At 72.9% G+C, this 17,345-nt stretch carries 16 protein-coding genes and 1 pseudogene; 8 read left to right on the forward strand and 9 right to left on the reverse strand.

Going from position 1 to position 17,345, the window contains the following annotated elements; all coding sequences use genetic code 11:
- Positions 1-321: 321 nt before the first annotated feature.
- The gene (locus AB0M79_RS17325; RefSeq protein WP_364214153.1) at positions 322-1,155 is read left to right on the forward strand and encodes an IclR family transcriptional regulator; all 834 of its coding nucleotides are present in this window, start codon (positions 322-324) and stop codon (positions 1,153-1,155) included.
- Positions 1,156-1,240: 85 nt separating this feature from the next.
- On the opposite strand, the gene AB0M79_RS17330 is transcribed toward AB0M79_RS17325, so the two are convergent.
- On the reverse strand, positions 1,241-1,885 hold the full coding sequence (locus tag AB0M79_RS17330; RefSeq protein ID WP_364214156.1) for a hypothetical protein: 645 nt from the start codon (positions 1,883-1,885) through the stop codon (positions 1,241-1,243).
- 274 nt (positions 1,886-2,159) lie between these two features.
- On the opposite strand from AB0M79_RS17330, the gene AB0M79_RS17335 reads away from it, so the two are divergent.
- Complete coding sequence (locus AB0M79_RS17335; RefSeq protein ID WP_364214159.1) at positions 2,160-2,666, forward strand: GNAT family N-acetyltransferase; 507 nt, start codon at positions 2,160-2,162, stop codon at positions 2,664-2,666.
- A gap of 137 nt (positions 2,667-2,803) precedes the next feature.
- Here AB0M79_RS17335 and AB0M79_RS17340 read toward each other — a convergent pair whose 3' ends face one another.
- Complete coding sequence (locus AB0M79_RS17340) at positions 2,804-5,311, reverse strand: DUF3516 domain-containing protein (protein WP_364214162.1); 2,508 nt, start codon at positions 5,309-5,311, stop codon at positions 2,804-2,806.
- Positions 5,312-5,388: 77 nt separating this feature from the next.
- Positions 5,389-6,006: pseudogene (gene trmB / locus AB0M79_RS17345) on the reverse strand (tRNA (guanosine(46)-N7)-methyltransferase TrmB); the annotation flags it as partial.
- Between the two features lie 250 nt (positions 6,007-6,256).
- Here trmB and AB0M79_RS17350 point away from each other — a divergent pair.
- Both AB0M79_RS17350 and AB0M79_RS17355 read left to right on the forward strand, forming a co-directional pair.
- Positions 6,257-6,808, forward strand: coding sequence for a hypothetical protein (locus tag AB0M79_RS17350; RefSeq protein WP_357537950.1), 552 nt, complete (start codon positions 6,257-6,259; stop codon positions 6,806-6,808).
- A 5-nt stretch (positions 6,809-6,813) separates the two neighbouring features.
- On the forward strand, positions 6,814-7,425 hold the full coding sequence (locus tag AB0M79_RS17355) for a class F sortase (RefSeq protein WP_364214165.1): 612 nt from the start codon (positions 6,814-6,816) through the stop codon (positions 7,423-7,425).
- Positions 7,426-7,492: 67 nt separating this feature from the next.
- On the opposite strand, the gene AB0M79_RS17360 is transcribed toward AB0M79_RS17355, so the two are convergent.
- The 3 genes from AB0M79_RS17360 to AB0M79_RS17370 are packed head-to-tail and all read right to left on the reverse strand — an operon-like array spanning position 7,493 to position 9,594.
- Entirely contained in the window at positions 7,493-7,801 is a 309-nt protein-coding gene (locus AB0M79_RS17360; RefSeq protein ID WP_357537948.1) for an antibiotic biosynthesis monooxygenase, read from the reverse strand.
- A gap of 21 nt (positions 7,802-7,822) precedes the next feature.
- Positions 7,823-8,632, reverse strand: coding sequence for an exodeoxyribonuclease III (locus AB0M79_RS17365; RefSeq protein WP_364214168.1), 810 nt, complete (start codon positions 8,630-8,632; stop codon positions 7,823-7,825).
- A gap of 41 nt (positions 8,633-8,673) precedes the next feature.
- Positions 8,674-9,594, reverse strand: coding sequence for a PAC2 family protein (locus AB0M79_RS17370; RefSeq protein WP_364214171.1), 921 nt, complete (start codon positions 9,592-9,594; stop codon positions 8,674-8,676).
- 503 nt (positions 9,595-10,097) lie between these two features.
- Here AB0M79_RS17370 and AB0M79_RS17375 point away from each other — a divergent pair.
- From AB0M79_RS17375 to AB0M79_RS17385, 3 genes are all read left to right on the forward strand, one after another.
- Positions 10,098-11,204, forward strand: coding sequence for a hypothetical protein (locus tag AB0M79_RS17375; RefSeq protein WP_364214173.1), 1,107 nt, complete (start codon positions 10,098-10,100; stop codon positions 11,202-11,204).
- 518 nt (positions 11,205-11,722) lie between these two features.
- A complete protein-coding gene (locus AB0M79_RS17380) occupies positions 11,723-12,544 on the forward strand; it encodes an EcsC family protein (protein WP_364214286.1) in 822 nt (273 codons plus the stop codon).
- Between the two features lie 96 nt (positions 12,545-12,640).
- Complete coding sequence (locus tag AB0M79_RS17385; RefSeq protein WP_364214176.1) at positions 12,641-13,396, forward strand: SDR family NAD(P)-dependent oxidoreductase; 756 nt, start codon at positions 12,641-12,643, stop codon at positions 13,394-13,396.
- Between the two features lie 39 nt (positions 13,397-13,435).
- On the opposite strand, the gene AB0M79_RS17390 is transcribed toward AB0M79_RS17385, so the two are convergent.
- Positions 13,436-14,572, reverse strand: a complete 1,137-nt coding sequence (locus tag AB0M79_RS17390) for a hypothetical protein (RefSeq protein WP_364214179.1) — start codon at positions 14,570-14,572, stop codon at positions 13,436-13,438.
- 118 nt (positions 14,573-14,690) lie between these two features.
- Between AB0M79_RS17390 and AB0M79_RS17395 the strand changes: the two genes are divergently transcribed.
- Positions 14,691-15,200 carry a GrpB family protein gene (locus tag AB0M79_RS17395; RefSeq protein WP_364214182.1) on the forward strand — a complete coding sequence of 170 codons (510 nt, stop codon included), beginning with the start codon at positions 14,691-14,693 and terminating at the stop codon, positions 15,198-15,200.
- A 308-nt stretch (positions 15,201-15,508) separates the two neighbouring features.
- Here AB0M79_RS17395 and AB0M79_RS17400 read toward each other — a convergent pair whose 3' ends face one another.
- Complete coding sequence (locus tag AB0M79_RS17400; RefSeq protein ID WP_364214185.1) at positions 15,509-15,979, reverse strand: hypothetical protein; 471 nt, start codon at positions 15,977-15,979, stop codon at positions 15,509-15,511.
- A gap of 49 nt (positions 15,980-16,028) precedes the next feature.
- Positions 16,029-17,288 (reverse strand): phosphotransferase, encoded by a 1,260-nt coding sequence (locus AB0M79_RS17405; RefSeq protein ID WP_364214188.1) that lies wholly within the window; start codon positions 17,286-17,288, stop codon positions 16,029-16,031.
- Positions 17,289-17,345 lie beyond the last annotated feature (57 nt).

A 17,345-nucleotide genomic window follows, 5' to 3' on the forward strand; every position in this document is an offset into this window, starting at 1 on the left:
CGTGACACCTCGCTCCGCTCGGCGGTCACGTGACCTGGGGCTGAGCCTGTCGGTTCCCTCGCTGCGCTCGGTCACGTGACACCTCGCTCCGCTCGGCGGTCACGTGACTTGGGGCTGAGCCTGCTGGTTCCCTCGCTGCGCTCGGTCACGGGACCAGCCTGCCACGTCCGTCCGACGGGACGGAGCTGGCGGTCGAACAATTGTTCGAATAGGGTCGACGTGGGGCCGAGGCGGCGGTTGATCGCGTGTGACACCTTCGCACCGAGGGTCCTCGGGTCCGCGCCGGGCGCGGGGTCGTCCGTCCAGTGAGGAGCGCGCAACGTGCCGACCGGCGCAACCATTGGCAGCGCGGCCGAGTGGGGCTCCGCGCCGGACCGTGGAGCCGTCGGCCAGTCGCGTTCCATCGCCGCCGTCGAGCGGGCGATGGACGTGCTCCTGCTTTTCGGCCGCAGCGGCCAGGCCGACCTGGGCGTCACCGAGATCGCCACGGCGCTCGGGCTGACCAAGGCCGCCGTGCACCGCATCCTGACCGCGTTGCGCAGCCGGGACCTCATCGTCCTCGACCCCACCACCCACCGCTACGCCCTCGGGCACGCCGCGGTGGCGCTCGGCCGTGCCTACCTGGCCCGCACCGATCTGCGTACGGCTGCCGGGCCGGAACTGCGCGGGCTGTCGGACCTCACCGGCGAGACCGCCACGCTGTCGCTGCGGCGTGGCGACACCCGCCTCCACGTCGACCAGGCGGTCCCCGACCAGGAGGTGCGGCTCGAACTCGACGTCGGCGTGCCGTATCCGCTGCACGCCGGCGGCCCGTCGAAGGCGTTCCTGGCCTTCCTCGACGACGTGCAGATCAGCGCCTATCTGTGCCGGCGCCGGCTGGCCAGGGTCACCGACCGCACCATCACCGACCCGGTGCGGTTGCGGGCCGAGATCGCGAGCATCCGTTCGCTGGGCTATTCGACCTCGTACGGCGAGTGCCGGACCGGCGCCGCCTCGATCGCGGCGCCGGTGTTCGGGCACGACTGCCGGGTGGCCGCGGTCATCGGCGTCTCCGGCCCGGAGGACCGCTTCCGGCCCGACACGGTCGACGCGACCGAGGCGCTGCTGGCGGCGACCGCCCGCATCTCCGACCAACTGGGCTACCGCGCCGCCTGACCCGGCGCATTCCGTACCGCGTCCCCGCGATCCTGCGGTGCCGCCCAGGCGGCGGGCGACAATCGCAAGATCGTGGGGACGGCGCTCAGGCGGCGGTGGTCCAGATGGCCGCGAAGGCGGCGGCCTCACCGGCGAGCCAGCGCTCGACCTGATCGGTCTTGACGCTCGTGTCGCGGCGGTGTGCGACCCCCCGCCGCACGTCGACCAGGACCGGCTCGGCGTGCGGGAGGACCTGGCCCATGTGCCGGGCCATCAGGTGCAGGGTGGCGATGACCGCCTCGTTGCTGGGCGGCTGCTCGTCGAGGTGCAGCCGGACCGCCTCGGCGCGGCCGTCGGCGTAGCGCAGCCCGAGATGGGGGTTGATCTTCACGGGGAGGCCGCCGAGCATGCCGAGGGCGTCGTGGGTCTGGGCGAGTTGGACGGTGTCCGGCTCGTCCAGCGACCGCAACCAGGCCAGCGCGCCGGGCACCAGCGCCTCGTAGAGCGGGCGCCAGCGCGGCTTGACGAGATCGACGACCGCGGACAGGTGGGTGCCCCCGGTGTGGAACGCGATGTCGGTCTTCAGCGCCTTGACGAGTTGACCGTGCGGGTTGAACCCGGACCGGCTGGCCCGCTGCCGGCGCAGCCCACCGACGAAGGTCGCCTTGGCGGGGCCGGTGCGATCGACGTAGCGGGTGAAACCGAGCAGTGTCGCGTAGGGCGTAGGGGTGTCGGTGGCGGTCGGGCTCACTGAAGTCCTCCCAGGTCAGCGGGCGGATTAGTACATACATTCTAATCGACTGGCGCCGCTTCGCCCAGGGTTTCTCGCCCCCGATCGACCCCCTCTTCACGGCCCGGTGACCCGGTTCGGACGGGTACGGTGTCGGCCTCGATCGTCTGCGGTTCGGGCACCCGACACGCCGTGCCCGGAGGGGCTGAGCCGCAGACGATCACCGCGACCCGGGCGGGAGGAGACCGCCACCGCCCATGGCAACGTGGTCGGCTCGCCACACGAGGATGGCCTGATGTACGAAGTCGTGATCCGGCGTCGGGAGGCCACCGACCTCGACGCCTGCGTCGAAGCGCTCCGTGCCGTCCATGACGCCGACGCCTACCCGTTGAACTGGCCCACGGATCCACACCGATGGCTCACCCCGGCACGATTGCTGCGGGCATGGATCGCCGAATGCCCGCGCGGCACCATCGCCGGCCACGTCGCAGTCCAACGCGCCCCTGACGCCACCGGGAACCAGATGCCGAGTCCCGGCGCGGAGTTGTCCCGGCTCTACGTCACCCCGGCCGCCCGCCGCCGCGGCGTCGCCACCGCGCTGCTGCACCGGGCGCGCTCGTGGGCGGCGGAGCACCGCCACCAGCTGACGCTGAACGTCACGGACGACCGCCGCTCCGCCGCCGTCGCCTTCTACGAAGCCGACGGCTGGCGGCACTCCCACACCGAAGACGCCGACTGGACCACCCCCGACGGAACGCCGGTGAAGCTGCGCCACTATGTCCTCGGCGGCGAGGAGCGCTGACCCGGACCGCAGTGGCCGGGCCGCCGCGACGCGGCGATCAAGGAGATGTCGTGGGTGGTATGTCCCTTGTCGCCGACAACAAGTCCTTGATCGGCGACAAGGCGGGCGCGGGGCGCGGAGCCCGGGAGCGGGAGGGGTCAGACCGTCTGGAGGGGGCCGACCTCGGTGATCCGGATGACGGCGGCGCCGGCCTCGTCCGACGCCGCCAGGTCGACCTCGGCGCTGATGCCCCAGTCGTGGTCACCCTCGGGGTCGTCGAAGATCTGCCGTACGGTCCACCGCTCGCGCCCCTGCTCGATCAGCAGCAGCGCGGGGCCGCGCGCGTCCGGGCCGGTGCCCAGCGACTCGTGCTCGTCGAAGTACGGCTCGACGGCGTCCGCCCAGGCGTCGGCGTTCCAGCCGTCGGCCGCGTCCAGTTCGCCGAGGTCGTCCCACCGGCGCAGCGCCGCCAGTTCGACCCGGCGGAACAGGGCGTTGCGGACCAGGACCCGGAAGGCACGCAGGTTGCGGGTGACGGCCGGCGGCCGCTCGTCGAGGACCTTCTCCACCTCTTCGGCGGGGTTGCGCAGCCGCTCCCATTCGTCGATGAGGCTGGAGTCGACCTGGCGGACCAGTTCGCCGAGCCACTCGATGAGGTCGACCAGTTCCTCGGTCTTGGCGTCCTCGGGCACCGTCTGCCGCAGCGTCTTGTACGCGTCGGCGAGGTAACGCAGCACCAGTCCCTCGGAGCGGGACAGGCTGTAGAAGCCGACGTACTCGACGAAGGTCATCGCCCGCTCGTACATGTCGCGGACGACGGACTTGGGGGAGACCTCGTAGTCGGCGACCCACGGGTGGCCGCGCCGGTACATCTCGTACGCCGCGTCGAGCAGTTCGGCGAGCGGCTTGGGGTGGGTGACCTCCTCCAGCAGCTCCATCCGGGCCTCGTACTCGATCCCCTCGGACTTCATCGCCGCCACGGCCTCGCCGCGTGCCTTGAACTGCTGCGCCGACAGCACCTGCCGGGGGTTGTCGAGGATGGACTCGATGACCGACAGCACGTCGAGGGCGTACGACGGCGACTCGGCGTCGAGCAGTTCGATCGCGGCCAGCGCGAACGGCGACAGCGGCTGGTTGAGCGCGAAGTCGAACTGGAGGTCGACGGTGAGCCGTACGGAGCGGCCCTCCTCGTCGGGGGTGTCGAGACGTTCGACGACGCCACCGGCGAGCAGTGCCCGGTAGATGGCGATCGCCCGCCGGATGTGCCGGCGCTGGGCGGGCCGGTCCTCGTGGTTCTCGGTCAGCAGGTGCCGCATCGCGACGAACGCGTCGCCGGGCCGGGCGATGACGTTGAGCAGCATCGAGTGGCTGACCTGGAAGCTCGACGTCAGCGGCTCGGGTTCGGCGGCCACCAGGCGTTCGAAGGTGGGCTGCGCCCAGCCGATCGCCCCCTCCGGCGGCTTGCGGCGCACCACCTTGCGCCGCTTCTTCGGGTCGTCGCCGGCCTTGGCCAGCGCCTTCTCGTTCTCGATGACGTGTTCGGGCGCCTGCACCACCACGGTGCCGATGGTGTCGAAGCCGGCCCGGCCGGCGCGGCCGGCGATCTGGTGGAACTCGCGGGCCTTGAGCAGCCGGGTCCGGACACCGTCGTACTTGGACAGTCCGGTGAACAGCACGGTGCGGATCGGCACGTTGATGCCGACGCCGAGGGTGTCGGTGCCACAGATGACCTTGAGCAGGCCGGCCTGGGCCAGGGTCTCCACCAGCCGCCGGTATTTCGGCAGCATGCCGGCGTGGTGCACGCCGATGCCGTGCCGGACCAGCCGGGACAGCGTACGCCCGAAGCCGGCGGTGAACCGGAAGTTGCCGATCGCCTCGGCGATCATGTCCTTCTCGGCCCGCGTGGCGACGTTGACGCTCATCAGCGCCTGCGCCCGCTCCAGCGCCGCCGCCTGGGTGAAGTGCACCACGTAGACCGGGGACTGCTTGGTGCTCAGCAACTCTTCCAGGGTCTCGTGCAGCGGCGTCATCGCGTACGAGAACATCAGCGGGACCGGCCGCTCGGCCGACTTCACGACGGCGGTCGCCCGCCCGGTGCGCCGGGTCAGGTCGTCCTCGAACCGGGTGACGTCGCCCAGCGTCGCCGACATGAGCACGAACTGCGCCTGCGGCAGTTCGATCAGCGGCACCTGCCAGGCCCAGCCCCGGTCCGGCTCGGCGTAGAAGTGGAACTCGTCCATGACGACCAGGCCGACGTCCGCGCGTTCGCCGTCGCGCAGCGCGATGTTGGCCAGGATCTCGGCGGTGCAGCAGATGATCGGGGCGTCCTCGTTGACGCTGGCGTCGCCGGTCAGCATCCCGACGTTCTCGGCGCCGAAGACCTCGCACAGGTCGAAGAACTTCTCCGACACCAGCGCCTTGATCGGCGCCGTGTAGAACGACACCCGGTCGTCGGCCAGCGCGGCGAAGTGGGCCCCGGCCGCCACCAGGCTCTTGCCCGAGCCGGTCGGGGTGTTGAGGACGACGTTGGCCCCGGACACGATCTCGATCAGCGCCTCTTCCTGGTGCGGGTAGAGGGCGAAGCCGCGGCTGTCGGCCCAGCCGGCGAAAGCGTCGAAGAGCGTGTCGGGGTCGGGGGCGGCGGGGATCCGGGTGGTCAGCGTCATGGCCGGTCCATGGTGCCCGAAATGCGCAACCCCTCGCCAGCCGGGCGGTCCGGGCCGGTCACGGCAGGCTCCGCGACGCGGCGGAACACCAGGTCGAAGATCTGCCGGCCGGCGCGTACGCCCCGGTGCTCGAACTTGGTCAGCGGCCGGTGCGCGGGCCGCGGCGCGAACCCCTCGGCGGTGTTGACCAGCCCCGGGTCGGCGTCCAGTGTCGCCAGCATCGCGTCGGCGTACGGCGCCCAGTCGGTCGCGCAGTGCAGCACCCCGCCCGGCCGCAGCCGGCTGCGCAGCAGCGCGACCGGCGCCGGCTGGATCAGCCGCCGCTTGTGGTGCTTCAGCTTCGGCCACGGGTCGGGGAAGTAGACGTGCACCGCGTCCAGCGAGTCCGGCTCCAGCATGTCGCGGGCCAGGTCGAGGGCGTCGCCGCGGGCGATCCGTACGTTGGTCAGCCCGCGCTCGCGCACCAGCGCGAGCAGGTTGGCGATGCCCGGCACGTGCACCTCGACGGCCAGGTAGTCGCGCCGCGGGTCGGCCGCCGCCATCGCCGCCGTCGCGTCGCCCATCCCGGAACCGATCTCCAGCACCAGCGGGGCGTGGCGGCCGAACAGCGCCTCCCGGTCGAGCCGCCCGGCGCCGACGACCAGCCCGTGGAGCGGCCACCCGTGGTCGAGCGCGTCGTCGAGCCGGGTCGTCATCCGGCCCTGCCGGGTGTGGAACGACCGGACCGACGTCCCGCCGCCGCCCACGCGGTGCTGCCGGGCCGGCCCGGCGTCGGCCGGTGGCCGGTCCGGTGCGGTTGCCGGTGGGCTCACGTCGAGGAAGGTCACAGACAGATGAGCGTACGCATCCGAAGGGTGCGTCCGGCGGCCGGGGGATGCGAAAATCACCCGGTACGGCAGACACCGGACACCCCCGCCCGGCGCTGCCCGACGGAGGGGTCCCCAGATGACCGAGCGGAGCGTGGGCACCGGCATGCCCAGCCCCCTGTCGCGTCCCGGCCGGGGCCGGCGCGCCGTCCTGTCCGGCGTGGCCGCCGCCGCGCTGCTACTGCCACCGGTGCTCCTGCTCACACCCCCGGCCCCGGCGTGGGCGGCCGACGTCTACGTCGAGCTCAACCCGAGCACGGTCGAGGCCGGCTACCTCGTCGGCATCCGGGCGAGCTGCCGGGAGAACACCGAGCCGGCGACCGTCGAGTCGGACGCGTTCGCCGACAAGGTCACCGTCGAGCCGCAGCTCGACCTGCTGACCGCCGCCGCGACGGTGCCCGAGGACCGGTCGGCGCGGCCGTACCGGGTGAAGTTGACCTGTCCGGACGGGCGGGTCGCCACCGCCGTGCTCAACGTGGTCCAGCCGGGCCGGCCGAGCGAGGGCCCGGCCACCGGCTTCGGCGGCACGGCCGGCGACAACCCCGGCAGCCTGCTGCTCGGCGCCGGACTGGCCACCGTCGCGGCCGGGGTGGCGCTCGGTGTCTTCACCTCCCGCCGGCAACGGGCCTGACCACCGTGTTCAAGCTGCGCCGGCCGCGTCTGGCCGCGGTGGTCGTGATCGTCGGGCTGGTCGTCACCGCCGCCGGCCTGTCCGAGACCGGACTGCTGCACAACCTGTTCGCCGGGCCGGACAAGCCGCCGCCGCGCGAGTTTCCGGTGATGGAACCCAGCCGCCCGATCCGGCTGGCGATCCCGTCCCTGAAGATCCGCGCCGACGTGCACGGCCTCGGCCTCGCCGACGACGGCTCGATCGCCGTACCGCCGCTGCACCGGCACCGGCAGGCCGGCTGGTACGACCGCGGCCCGACCCCGGGCGAGTTCGGGCCGGCGATCATCGTCGGGCACGCCGACACCCGGGACGGCCCGTCGATCTTCCACGAGCTGCCCCGGATCCGCCCCGGCGCGAAGATCGAGGTGACCCGGCGGGACCGGAGCGTCGGCATCTTCGAGGTCAACTCGGTGGAGAGCTTCGACAAGAAGAAGCTGCCCGCCGAGCGGGTGTACGGCGACTACGCCCGCCCCGGCCTGCGGCTGATCACCTGCGGCGGCGAGTTCCGGGGCGGCGGCATCGGCTACGTCGACAACGTGGTCGTCTTCGCGTCGCTGGTCGACACCCGCGACCCGTGACCCGGTCGCGCGCCCGGCCCGGCGCCGGGGCCGGCCGGGTGTGCCCGGCCGGTGCGGCGGGCCCGGGTCAGGAGGCCGCAGGGACCTGCTGGACGACCTCGAACTCGAGCAGGTTGGCGCCGGTGGCGACCGGCTTGGCGCGTTCGCCGGCGTGCGCCTCCCGCGCCGACCCGCCGGCCCACGCCTGGTATGCCTCCTCGGACTCCCACCTCGTGTAGACGAAGTAGCGGGACTCGCCGGCGACCGGGCGCAGCAGTTCGAAGCCGAGGAAGCCGGGGGAGTTCTCGACCGCACCGGCCCGGGCGGCGAAGCGGCGCTCGAGTTCGGGGCCGGCACCCTCGGGCACCTCGATCGCGTTGATCTTCACGACAGCCATGGCTCCACCCTACGGGTGGCCTCACGGCCCGGCGGCGGGTGCCGTGGGCGGCGTGCCACCCTCGGTCAGGTCGACCACGATCGGGGCGTGGTCGGACGGGCCCTTGCCCTTGCGGGCCTCCCGGTCGACGTACGCGCCGCCGACCAGGGCGGCCAGGTCGCCGGAGGCGTAGACCAGGTCGATGCGCATGCCCTTGTTCTGGTGGAACATCCCGGCCCGGTAGTCCCAGTACGTGTACGGGTGCGGGCCCTTCATCGGGGTCGGCACCACGTCGGTCAGGCCGAGCCGGCGCAGTTCGGCCAGCGCCTCCCGTTCCGGCGGGGTGACGTGGGTCGAGCCGACGAACAGCGCGGGATCCCAGACGTCGGCGTCGGTGGGCGCGACGTTGAAGTCACCGCAGACCGCCAGCGGGCCGCGGGCCAGATCGTCGGCGAGCGCGTCGCGCAGGGCGGCCAGCCAGGTCAGCTTGTAGAGGAAGTGCGGGGAGTCGGGGGTGCGGCCGTTGGGGACGTACACCGACCAGACCCGGACCCCGGCGCAGGTCGCGGCGACCGCACGGGCCTCCGGGTCGGGGAAGCCGGGTTCGTCGCGGAACCCGCGGGTGACGTCGTCGAGCCCGACCCGGGACAGCACGGCCACCCCGTTCCAGCGGCCGTCGCCGTGCGCGGCCACCGTGTAGCCCAGCTCGCCGACCTCGGCGGTGGGGAACGCGGTCGCCGCGCACTTGGTCTCCTGGAGACAGAGCACGTCGGGGCGGGTGGTGGCCAGCCAGTCGAGCAGGCGGGGGAGCCGGGCCTTGACGGAGTTGACGTTCCAGGTCGCCAGACGCATGTCCCCAGCCTGCCCGATCGGCCGGCACCGGGCGGTGCCGGTCAGCCGTTCGGCGAGTCGCCCGGGCGGGTCTGTTCGGCCAGGAAACGCTCCAGCTCGGCGCCCAGCTCGTCGGCGGTGGGCAGCGGGCCGGTCTGGTCGGCGAGCAGGTTGGTGCCCTGCCGGCCCCGGGTGAACGCGTCGTACTGCTCCTCCAGGGCGTGCACGAGCGCCCCGGCCTCGTCGGTCTGGGTGATCTGCCGGTCGATGTCGCCCCGCACCACCTCGGCCGCCGTACGCAGCCCCTCGGTCGGCAGCAGCAGGCCGGTGGCCCGCGACACCGACGTCAGCAGCACCTCGGCCGCCGCCGGGTATTCGGCCTGGGCCACGTAGTGCGGTACGTGCACGGCGAAGCCCATCGCGTCGCGGCCCTGCTCGGCCAGCCGGAACTCGACCAGGTGGCCGGCACTGCCCGGCACCTGGACGCGTTGCAGCCACGGCTCGTGGCCGGCGATCAGTTCCCGGCGGCTGGCGTGCGCGGTCACCCCGGTGGGCCGGGTGTGCGGCACCGCCATCGGGATCGCGGTCAGCCCGACGGTGAGCCGTACGCCGAGCCGCTCGACCAGCGCGATGACGGCGGCGCTGAACCGTTCCCACTGCAGGTCCGGCTCCGGGCCGGTCAGCAGCAGGAAGGGGGTGCCGGCGTCGTCGTCGAGCAGGTGCAGCCGCAGGCGCGGTTCGTCGTAGCTCTCCCAGTGGTCCTCGACGAAGATCATCGTGGGTCGCCGGGAGCGGTAGTCGAGCAGTTGGTCGATGTCGAAGGTGGCCAGCACCCGACCCTGGAGGGTGCCGAGCAGGTGCTCTCGGGCGATCCGGGTCGCGTTGCCGGCGTCGACGAACCCGGTGAGCGCCTGCACCAGAACCGGTTCGCCCAGTTCGGGCAGGTCTTCGGTGAGCTCGTACAACTCGTGTGGATCGAGCACCGGTCAGAACCTCCTCTTGAGGGCGTGTCGCGGGGCGGCAACCCCGCCGGTGGAAACGCTGACCCCATCCTCGTGCATTCCATCGGACCGTGCCGCGTCCCCTCCCTCATCCGGGTTCCGGCGGACCCCGTCGGGACGGCGGCGGGTCGGACGGGGGCGAATCCGACTACACATTGCTCACCTGTCGAACGCGTTGCGTAGCAACGGTTCCGGCGTGATCGGGCCGGACTGCCCCGCGCGGTGGACCCGGGCGGCGCGGGTCGTGCCACCGGTGGTCGACCGAATGGGGGAGGGGGGTGCTCGTCGCTCTCCGTGCTGGATGGTTCGAAGGTAAATGCCTGCCTGGCTGTGCAAAGTGCAGCTTTCCCGGGATGCCGGTCTTGCGGGCTTTTTGACCTGGCGTTCGCGCGTGTTGGCGGCTGACCGATTCATCGATCAAAATTGTGATGAGCGCCACAAGATCACTCTGCGTAGTTGCTGATCGTTGTGCCTAGCCTCGTCGGATGCGTGACGACCACACACTTGAAACCGAGTCCGGCGCCGCAGGCACCACTGACCATTCGGCCGAGGTCCCCTCGGTCGATCCGGTTACCGGCGCACCCACCCCGACCCGGCGCACCCGGCAGGCCCTCGGGGAACTGCTCGACCGGTCCAGCGACACCCTCCACGAGCTGGTCGCCCGGTCCGACCGGACCGTCGAGCGCTTCCGTGTCCACACCGGAGCCATGCTCACCGCCGTACGGACCGACCCGCGCGTGCGCGCCCTGCGCAACCACCCCCGGGTCGAAGCCGTCCTCGACAACCCCCGGGTCCGTGAACTGGCCGGCCGGCAGAGCCCGACCCGGCTCGCCCTGGCCATCGGCGTCATCTGCTGCCTCGGCCTCGTCGCCTTCGCCGAGACCCGCGCCGCGACCGTCGAGCGCCGGCTCCCCTCCGACGTCGCCGCCGCCCAGACCCGCGCCGACGAGGTCCGCTCCCGGGCCGGCCAGCCCGCCTCGCGCTCGCTCGAACGCCAGCCGGGCGCCGACGCCGCCGACACCACCCGACAGGCGGAGTCGGGCGACGACCGCGCGTCCGGCCGGGCCGCCGGCACCTCCGACACCTCCGACGGGCAGGACACGCCGGCCGAGACGGTCGAGGCCGAGGCACCCGCCATCCCGGAACGGGTCGCCCCCGTCGCCGGCCTGTCCCAGGTCCAGATGGACAACGCCCTCGCCATCGTCCGGGCCGGCCACGACCTGGACATGCCGCGCCGCGCCCACATCATCGCCGTCGCGACCGCGATGCAGGAGAGCAACCTGCTCAACCGCGCCAGCGAGGTGCTGCCCGAGTCGAAGAACTACACCCACCAGGGCACCGGCTGGGACCACGACTCCGTCGGCCTCTTCCAGCAGCGCACCAGCACCGGCTGGGGTCCGGTCGCCAAGCTGATGGACCCGACCTACTCGGCGACCCAGTTCTACAAGGCACTCGCCCGGGTGCCGGGCTGGGAGCAGATGCGGCTCACCGTCGCCGCCCAGACCGTGCAGGTGTCGGCGTTCCCGGAGCACTACGCCAAGCACGAGGGCAACGCCACCGCCGTCGTCGACGCCATCATCGACCGGTCCTAGAAGGACGGTCCACCGGACGCCGGGTCACCGGGACCGGCGTCCGGTGACCGGGCCGACGTGTGGCCGGCCGGCGGTACGGGTAGAAGCCTCCTACCCGACCGGCAGGAGGCCGACATGTCACTGACCCGACGCATCAGATCGTTCATCAGCAGTCCGCAGGGGCAGCGGGCGGTCGCCCAGGGGCGACGCCAGCTCGCCAACCCGGCCAACCAGCATCGGCTTCGCTCGCTTCTGTCACGATTGACGCGGCGCCGCTGACGGTGGTGCCGCGTCAGGCCCGTCCGTCCCCCCGGAGTGCTCCCGTGACCGATCCCCGCCCCGCCGGCTCCCTGCCGCCCGACCAGCCGCTCTGGCCCGAGCCGCCGGCACCCGCCCCGGCGGAGCCGGCACCGCCGGCCACCGGGGGACCGGCCAGCGGGGCAGCACCGGTGCCGGCCGCCCCGGCGCCCGCCGCCCAGCCGGTGCCGGCCGCCGAGGTCCCGGGGTCGCCGCCGCCGGCCCCGGACGCCGGGCCGGCCATGCCGTTGTGGGGGCCGCCGCCCGCCACGCCCCCCGCCTACCCGGCGGCCGGCGGACCCGCTCCGGCGCCACGGGCCGCCGGATACGCCACGGTCCCGGTCGCGGCCCCGCCCGCCGGCGCCCCCGACGACCCCGCCGCCGACGACGGGACCGCCGCCCCGCCGGCCAGCCTGTGGGAGAAGATGCGGGCCGACCCGCAGTACGCCCCCGAGCACCTGGCCCTCGAAGCCGTCCGCCGGCTCGGTCCGGAGGCCCGCCGCTGGGTCGAGCGGGTGCACCTCCAGCAGCCCGGCCTGCACCCCGACGTGGTCGCGCAGAAGGCGGCGAAGAAGTTCATCAACCTGGCCCGGCTCTCCGGTGCCGTCTCCGGCGCCACCGGTCTGCCCGGTGCCGTCGTCGACGTCGGGGTGCTGGCCTGGACCCAGGCCCGGATGGTGCTGCACATCGCCGCCGCGTACGGCGTCGACCCGGCCCATCCCGACCGGGCCACCGACCTGCTCGTCCTGCAGAAGGTCCACAAGGTCGCCGAGACCGCCCGGATGGCGCTCGGGGTGGCCGCCGGCCGGGAGAAGGCCGGCGCGCTCTTCCGGAGCGGAACCAAGACCCCGGTCGGGCAGGTGGCGCTCAAGCTCGGCATGAAGCTCGCCCAGATGGCCGGGGTCAAGGCCGCGAAGAAGCTCTTCGCCAAGATGATCCCCGGCGCGGCGATCATCCTCGGCACCTGGGCCAACTCGTCGGCGACCACCGATCTCGCCCGGCGCGCCCAGGCGCTCTACCGGCAGCCGGCGATCGGCCAGCTTCCCCACCAGCGCCACCCCTGACACTGCACCTGGTGAATCTGAAGTCACCCACGGTCACGGGCGTGGTACGACATTACGGGCGGAGGTAGTCCGGGCAGACCTGTGGGGGCAGCGGCCATGGCGGGGCAGTTGGACGGCAGACGCATCATCGTGACCGGCGGCGCCCAGGGCATCGGCGCCGCCGTGGTGGCCGGATACGTCGCCGAGGGCGCCCGGGTCGCGGCCCTCGACCGGCAGTTCGGCACCGCCGGGACCACTCCCGACCACATCGTCCGGCGCCACTGCGACGTGTCCGACCGGGCCGAGGTCACGACCGTCTTCGACGAGGTCGTCAGCCTGCTCGGCGGCCTCGACGTGCTGGTCAACGTGGCCGGCGTCGAGCGCGGCGGGCCGTCGGCCGAGATCCCCGACACCGACTGGGACGCAGTCTTCGACATCAACGCCAAGGGCACCCGCAACACCAACGCCGCCGCCTTCGCCCACCTGAAGGACGCCGGCGGAGCCATCATCAACTTCGGCTCCCGGTCCGGCATCGTCGGCGTACCCGAGCAGGCGGCCTACTCGGCCAGCAAGGCCGCCGTACACGTCTGGACCCGGGCCGTCGCCCAGGAGTGGGCGCCGTACAACATCACCGTCAACGCGGTCGCGCCGGCCATGTGGACCGGCATGTACGACGACTACCGCGGCCGCCTCAACGCCGAGGAACTCGCCCGGCACGATGCGATGATGTCGGCCCAGATCCCGATCGGCGGCAAGCTCGGCAACCCGGCCATGGACCTCGTACCTCTGATGGTGTTCCTCGCCGGCGACGGCGCCCACTTCATCAGCGGCCAGTCGTTCCCGGTCGACGGCGGCTGGCTGCACATGCGCTGACGGCCGGCCGCGGGCCGCCGTCCCCGGGCCGGACCGCCGTCACGGGTAGCGACCCATGCTGACCGGCGTCCAGTCGCTGACCGGCTGGCCGGCCGTGACGACATGGCTGTAGTACCAGACCGGCGGGTTCCCGGTGCGCCGGTAGGTCCGCCCGCTCTGATGCCACACGTTCGTGTCGTCGAAGACCTGGTCGGCACTGGCCTGGATCGAGTCGTAGACCGGCCCGGCGATGAACTGCCGGCCGAAGCGGTTCCGCAACCAGAAGGCGTGCTGCGTGGTGTAGCCGTTCTGCGGGCTCTGGTTGCCGACCCGGATGACGTAGTTGGCGCCGTTGCAGTAGTTGTCGGTCATCAGGAACCACGACCCGTTGCCGCTCATCGTCCCCACCTGCAACGTGCCGTTGGCGAAGTCGATCACCTCCGGCGACGGCGCGTCGGCGGCGCCGGTGAAGCAGTCCAGCCGGTTGAACAGCACCCCGATGTTGTCGCCCGACGTCCACTGCACCGGATCCGCGTGCGCGCCGGGCGCCTTGCGCAGCCCGTACACCCAGTTGTATTCGACCAGGGCGTCGCGGCCCACCTTGAACGCGTCGTTGCTGACCTCGTGCACCGCGTTGTAGCGGGCGGTGTAACCGCCGTACGGCGGGAACGCCGCCGACATCGCCTGGCCGCAGAGCAGTTCGCAGTACGACATGACCAGCCCCGGATTCGCGTCCTGTGTGGACACCAGGTATTTGCCGGTGCCGGTGATTGGGCGGCCGTCGATCCGGCAGTACCGGACCGTGACGTCGCGGGCCCGGATGGACAACTGCCCGACGATGTCCAGGTATTGCAGGACCGCGCCGGCCCGGGTGACGGTCACGCCCACCGTGCCGGTCGCCGCGTTCACGGTCACCGTCCCCGAGTTCGCGCCGGTCGCGTCGACCAGCGTGCCGGCCTTCGTGATCTTCGTCAGGTAGCCGTAGCCCCGGCCCTGGGCCGCGAGGACGGGCAGGACCCCGCAGTACGCCGCACCGAGCGCCGCCCCGGACGTCACACCGGGCGGCGGCGCGGTGTGACCGTACGGGCCACGCCCGTTGTCCACCCCGCCGTTGCCGCCCCAACGGGCACCGCCCCAGGCCGGTACGCCGATCACGGGGCCGGTCGTACCGGGCACCCAGGCAGTCGTCTGCACCATCGTCGTCTCCTCTCGGGCACCGAACCCGACTCGCGGATACGACTCGATGCTGGCGCGGCCGTCGTGGCACCGGCCCGCGTCGTGCCGCCCCGCGGAACGACTGCGGCAGGATGTCGCCATGCCCGAGCGACTGGACCGGATCACGATCGTCGACCACGACCCCACCTGGGCCGCGTCCTTCGAGGAGCAGCGGCTACGGCTCGAAGCCGTACTCGGCGACCTGCTGACCGACCCGATCGCCCACATCGGCAGTACGGCCGTACCCGGCCTCGCCGCCAAGCCGATCATCGACATGCTGGCCGTCACCGACGACCACGCCGACCTCGCGCCCGTCCTGCCCGCGCTGGCCGGTATCGGTTGGGTCCACGCCCCCGAACCCGGCGACGCCGAGAACCGTAAATGGTCGCTGTGCCACCCCGACATCGCCCGCCGCACGCACCACCTCCACGTGGTCGAGCGGCGCTCCGACGGATGGCGTGAATGGCTCGCCTTCCGCGACCACCTGCGCGCCGACGCCGGGGCGCGCGACGCGTACGCCGCCCTCAAGCGGCGGCTCGCCGCCGAGAACGACCGGGACCGGCCGCGCTACCGAGCCGGCAAGGCCGGCTTCATCCGTGGGGCTCGGTAGCTGGCTGTTGCCGTGGTCGAATCCGTGCGGTCCGCGGGGGCAGCAGCGTGGTCCCGGGGCGAGGTTGCTGTTTCGGCCCACAGCGAATTCGCTGTTCCTACGCCGAATTCGCTGTGAACCTCGACAGCGGTATCCCGCCCGGCCGCGTCTCGATCGTCTGCGGCCCAGGCACCTGACACGCCGTACCCGGAATGCCTCAACCGCAGACGATCATGACTTGACGGTGGTGGGGCGTGCCCGGGGCCCGACCGGTCCCCGGGCACGCCGTCAGGCGGTGACCAGCCGCCGGCTCGTCAGCGGTACCGGAATCACGGCGAGTCGGCCGAGTCTCCCGAATCTCCCGAGTCGGCCGACGCCGGGGAGGCGGCCGACGCCGGGGAGTCCGCCGAAGCGGCCGAGACCGGTGACGCGGCGGACGCGGCCGAGGCGACGGACGCCGCCGACGCCGCCGACGCCGCCGACGCGGGGGAGTCGGCCGGCGAGGTGGGGGTGAACGGGGAGTCCGCCGACGCCGGTTCGGTCCAGCCCGGGTCGTCCGGGCTGTCGTTCGGGGAGTCGGCGGAGTCGAAGGGGGACTCGGCCGAGCTGTCCGCCGACTCCGGTGAGTCGTCGGCCACCGGCACGCTTCCCGGGTCGCTGATCCGCACGTTCTCCGTCGGGGTGGTGCGGTCCTTCAGGTCGATGCCGTCGCTGGCGATGGCGGCGGTGGCACCCAGGCCGAGTACGGCGGCCGCGGCACCGGCCCCCGCGACGATCTTCCAGGATCTCTTGATCCGCATCGGGCAACTCCTTCTGTCGGGAGGATCGTTCGTTCTTGAACAGCGCTGCTCACGTACCAGGGTTCGGGACCCGGATGAGGGGTTTCTGACCCGCCGGTGAGAGATCCCTCATCCGCCCCGGACCGGCACCGGTCCCGACCGCACGGGCACTGGCCAGCCAGCGTTCCGCGAGGTCCAACCGGCGCCGGGTGGTCGCCGGCCAACCCGGCTCCTGCACCCGGTACGGCCCGGTGGCCAGCGAGAGCACCACCGCGGCGACCCGGTAGCGCAGGTCGGCGGGGTCCACCCGGCGGGCGAAGCTGGTCAGGTAGCGGGCGCCCAGGCGGTTGATCGCACCGGACCGCGCCTGGTCGATCTGGGCCAGCACCGACAGGTGCCCCAGCAGGCAGGCGAGGTCGTCGAGGCGGTCGCCCGGCCCCGCCGTGTCCACATCCAGCAGTCCACTGATCCGGCCGTGCAGGACGTGCAGCTGGCTCTCGTAGAAGTCGCCGTGGACCGGCACCGTCGGCCCGGTGCCGCCCTCGTTCCCGATCGCCTCCGCCAGTGCCGTACAACGCTCCGTCTCCGCCGGCAGCGCCGAGCCGACGACGGTGGCGTAGTGCCGCGCCCGCTCGCCCCACGACGTCCGGCGCGGCTGCCGGGTCAGCTCGGCCGGCAACCGGTCCAGCAGGTCCAGCACCTGCTCCCCGTCCGGCAGCGGAGCGTTGCGGCCACGCAGCACCTCCCGCAAAGTCCGCCCCGGCAGCGCGGCGAGGACCAGCAGCCCGTCGGGGGTGAAACCGAGACTCTGCGGCGCCGGCACCCCGGCGGCGGCGAGCAGGCGGTGCCGCTCGTGCAGGGCGGCGACCCGGGCCGGCCGGACCACCTTGACGAAGACCCGGCCCCGGTCGTTGACCGCCTCCAGGACGGCCCGTCGCCGTGGCCGGTAGGCGCGCACCGTCAGCCGCACCGGGCCGCCGCCCAGATCCAGGTCGGCCAGCGCCCCCGCGACGGCCTCCGGGTCGTACGCGGCGCTCAGGCCCGGAAGGTACGGGTCGTGGGGGAACCGCCACACCGCCAGCCGGGTGTCACCGTCGTCGAGCAGCAGGGTGCCCTCGGGCGGGGTACGGGTGCAGGCCGCGAACCGCTCCTCGGTCGTACGCCCGTCCGGCCACCGCACCCGGACCTGGTACGCGGCGGTGGCACCCCGGCCGGGCTGGTGCTCGACCTGACGCGTGCGCCAGGACAGGAGTTCGGCGCCGGCCCCGGCCAGGGCGGCCCGGAGGAACTCGCCCGCGTCGGGGCCGGTCAGCAGGTCGGGTCTGATCATGACCCTCAGGGTCCCGATCACGGCTGAGCGACCGGTGAGGCCGCCATGAGAGTCGTC

This window comes from Polymorphospora sp. NPDC051019, assembly GCF_040683055.1.
In the GTDB taxonomy this organism is placed as follows: Bacteria; Actinomycetota; Actinomycetes; order Mycobacteriales; family Micromonosporaceae; genus Polymorphospora; species Polymorphospora lycopeni.

Bases quoted from the DNA above. Each gene is read 5' to 3' on its own strand.
- AB0M79_RS17335 (WP_364214159.1), top strand. From the start codon at position 2,160: ATGTACGAAGTCGTGATCCGGCGTCGGGAGGCCACCGACCTCGACGCC.
- AB0M79_RS17340 (WP_364214162.1), bottom strand. From the start codon at position 5,311: ATGACGCTGACCACCCGGATCCCCGCCGCCCCCGACCCCGACACGCTC.
- AB0M79_RS17350 (WP_357537950.1), top strand. From the start codon at position 6,257: ATGACCGAGCGGAGCGTGGGCACCGGCATGCCCAGCCCCCTGTCGCGT.
- AB0M79_RS17360 (WP_357537948.1), bottom strand. From the start codon at position 7,801: ATGGCTGTCGTGAAGATCAACGCGATCGAGGTGCCCGAGGGTGCCGGC.
- AB0M79_RS17365 (WP_364214168.1), bottom strand. From the start codon at position 8,632: ATGCGTCTGGCGACCTGGAACGTCAACTCCGTCAAGGCCCGGCTCCCC.
- AB0M79_RS17375 (WP_364214173.1), top strand. From the start codon at position 10,098: ATGCGTGACGACCACACACTTGAAACCGAGTCCGGCGCCGCAGGCACC.
- AB0M79_RS17380 (WP_364214286.1), top strand. From the start codon at position 11,723: ATGCCGTTGTGGGGGCCGCCGCCCGCCACGCCCCCCGCCTACCCGGCG.
- AB0M79_RS17385 (WP_364214176.1), top strand. From the start codon at position 12,641: ATGGCGGGGCAGTTGGACGGCAGACGCATCATCGTGACCGGCGGCGCC.
- AB0M79_RS17390 (WP_364214179.1), bottom strand. From the start codon at position 14,572: ATGGTGCAGACGACTGCCTGGGTGCCCGGTACGACCGGCCCCGTGATC.
- AB0M79_RS17395 (WP_364214182.1), top strand. From the start codon at position 14,691: ATGCCCGAGCGACTGGACCGGATCACGATCGTCGACCACGACCCCACC.
- AB0M79_RS17400 (WP_364214185.1), bottom strand. From the start codon at position 15,979: ATGCGGATCAAGAGATCCTGGAAGATCGTCGCGGGGGCCGGTGCCGCG.
- AB0M79_RS17405 (WP_364214188.1), bottom strand. From the start codon at position 17,288: ATGATCAGACCCGACCTGCTGACCGGCCCCGACGCGGGCGAGTTCCTC.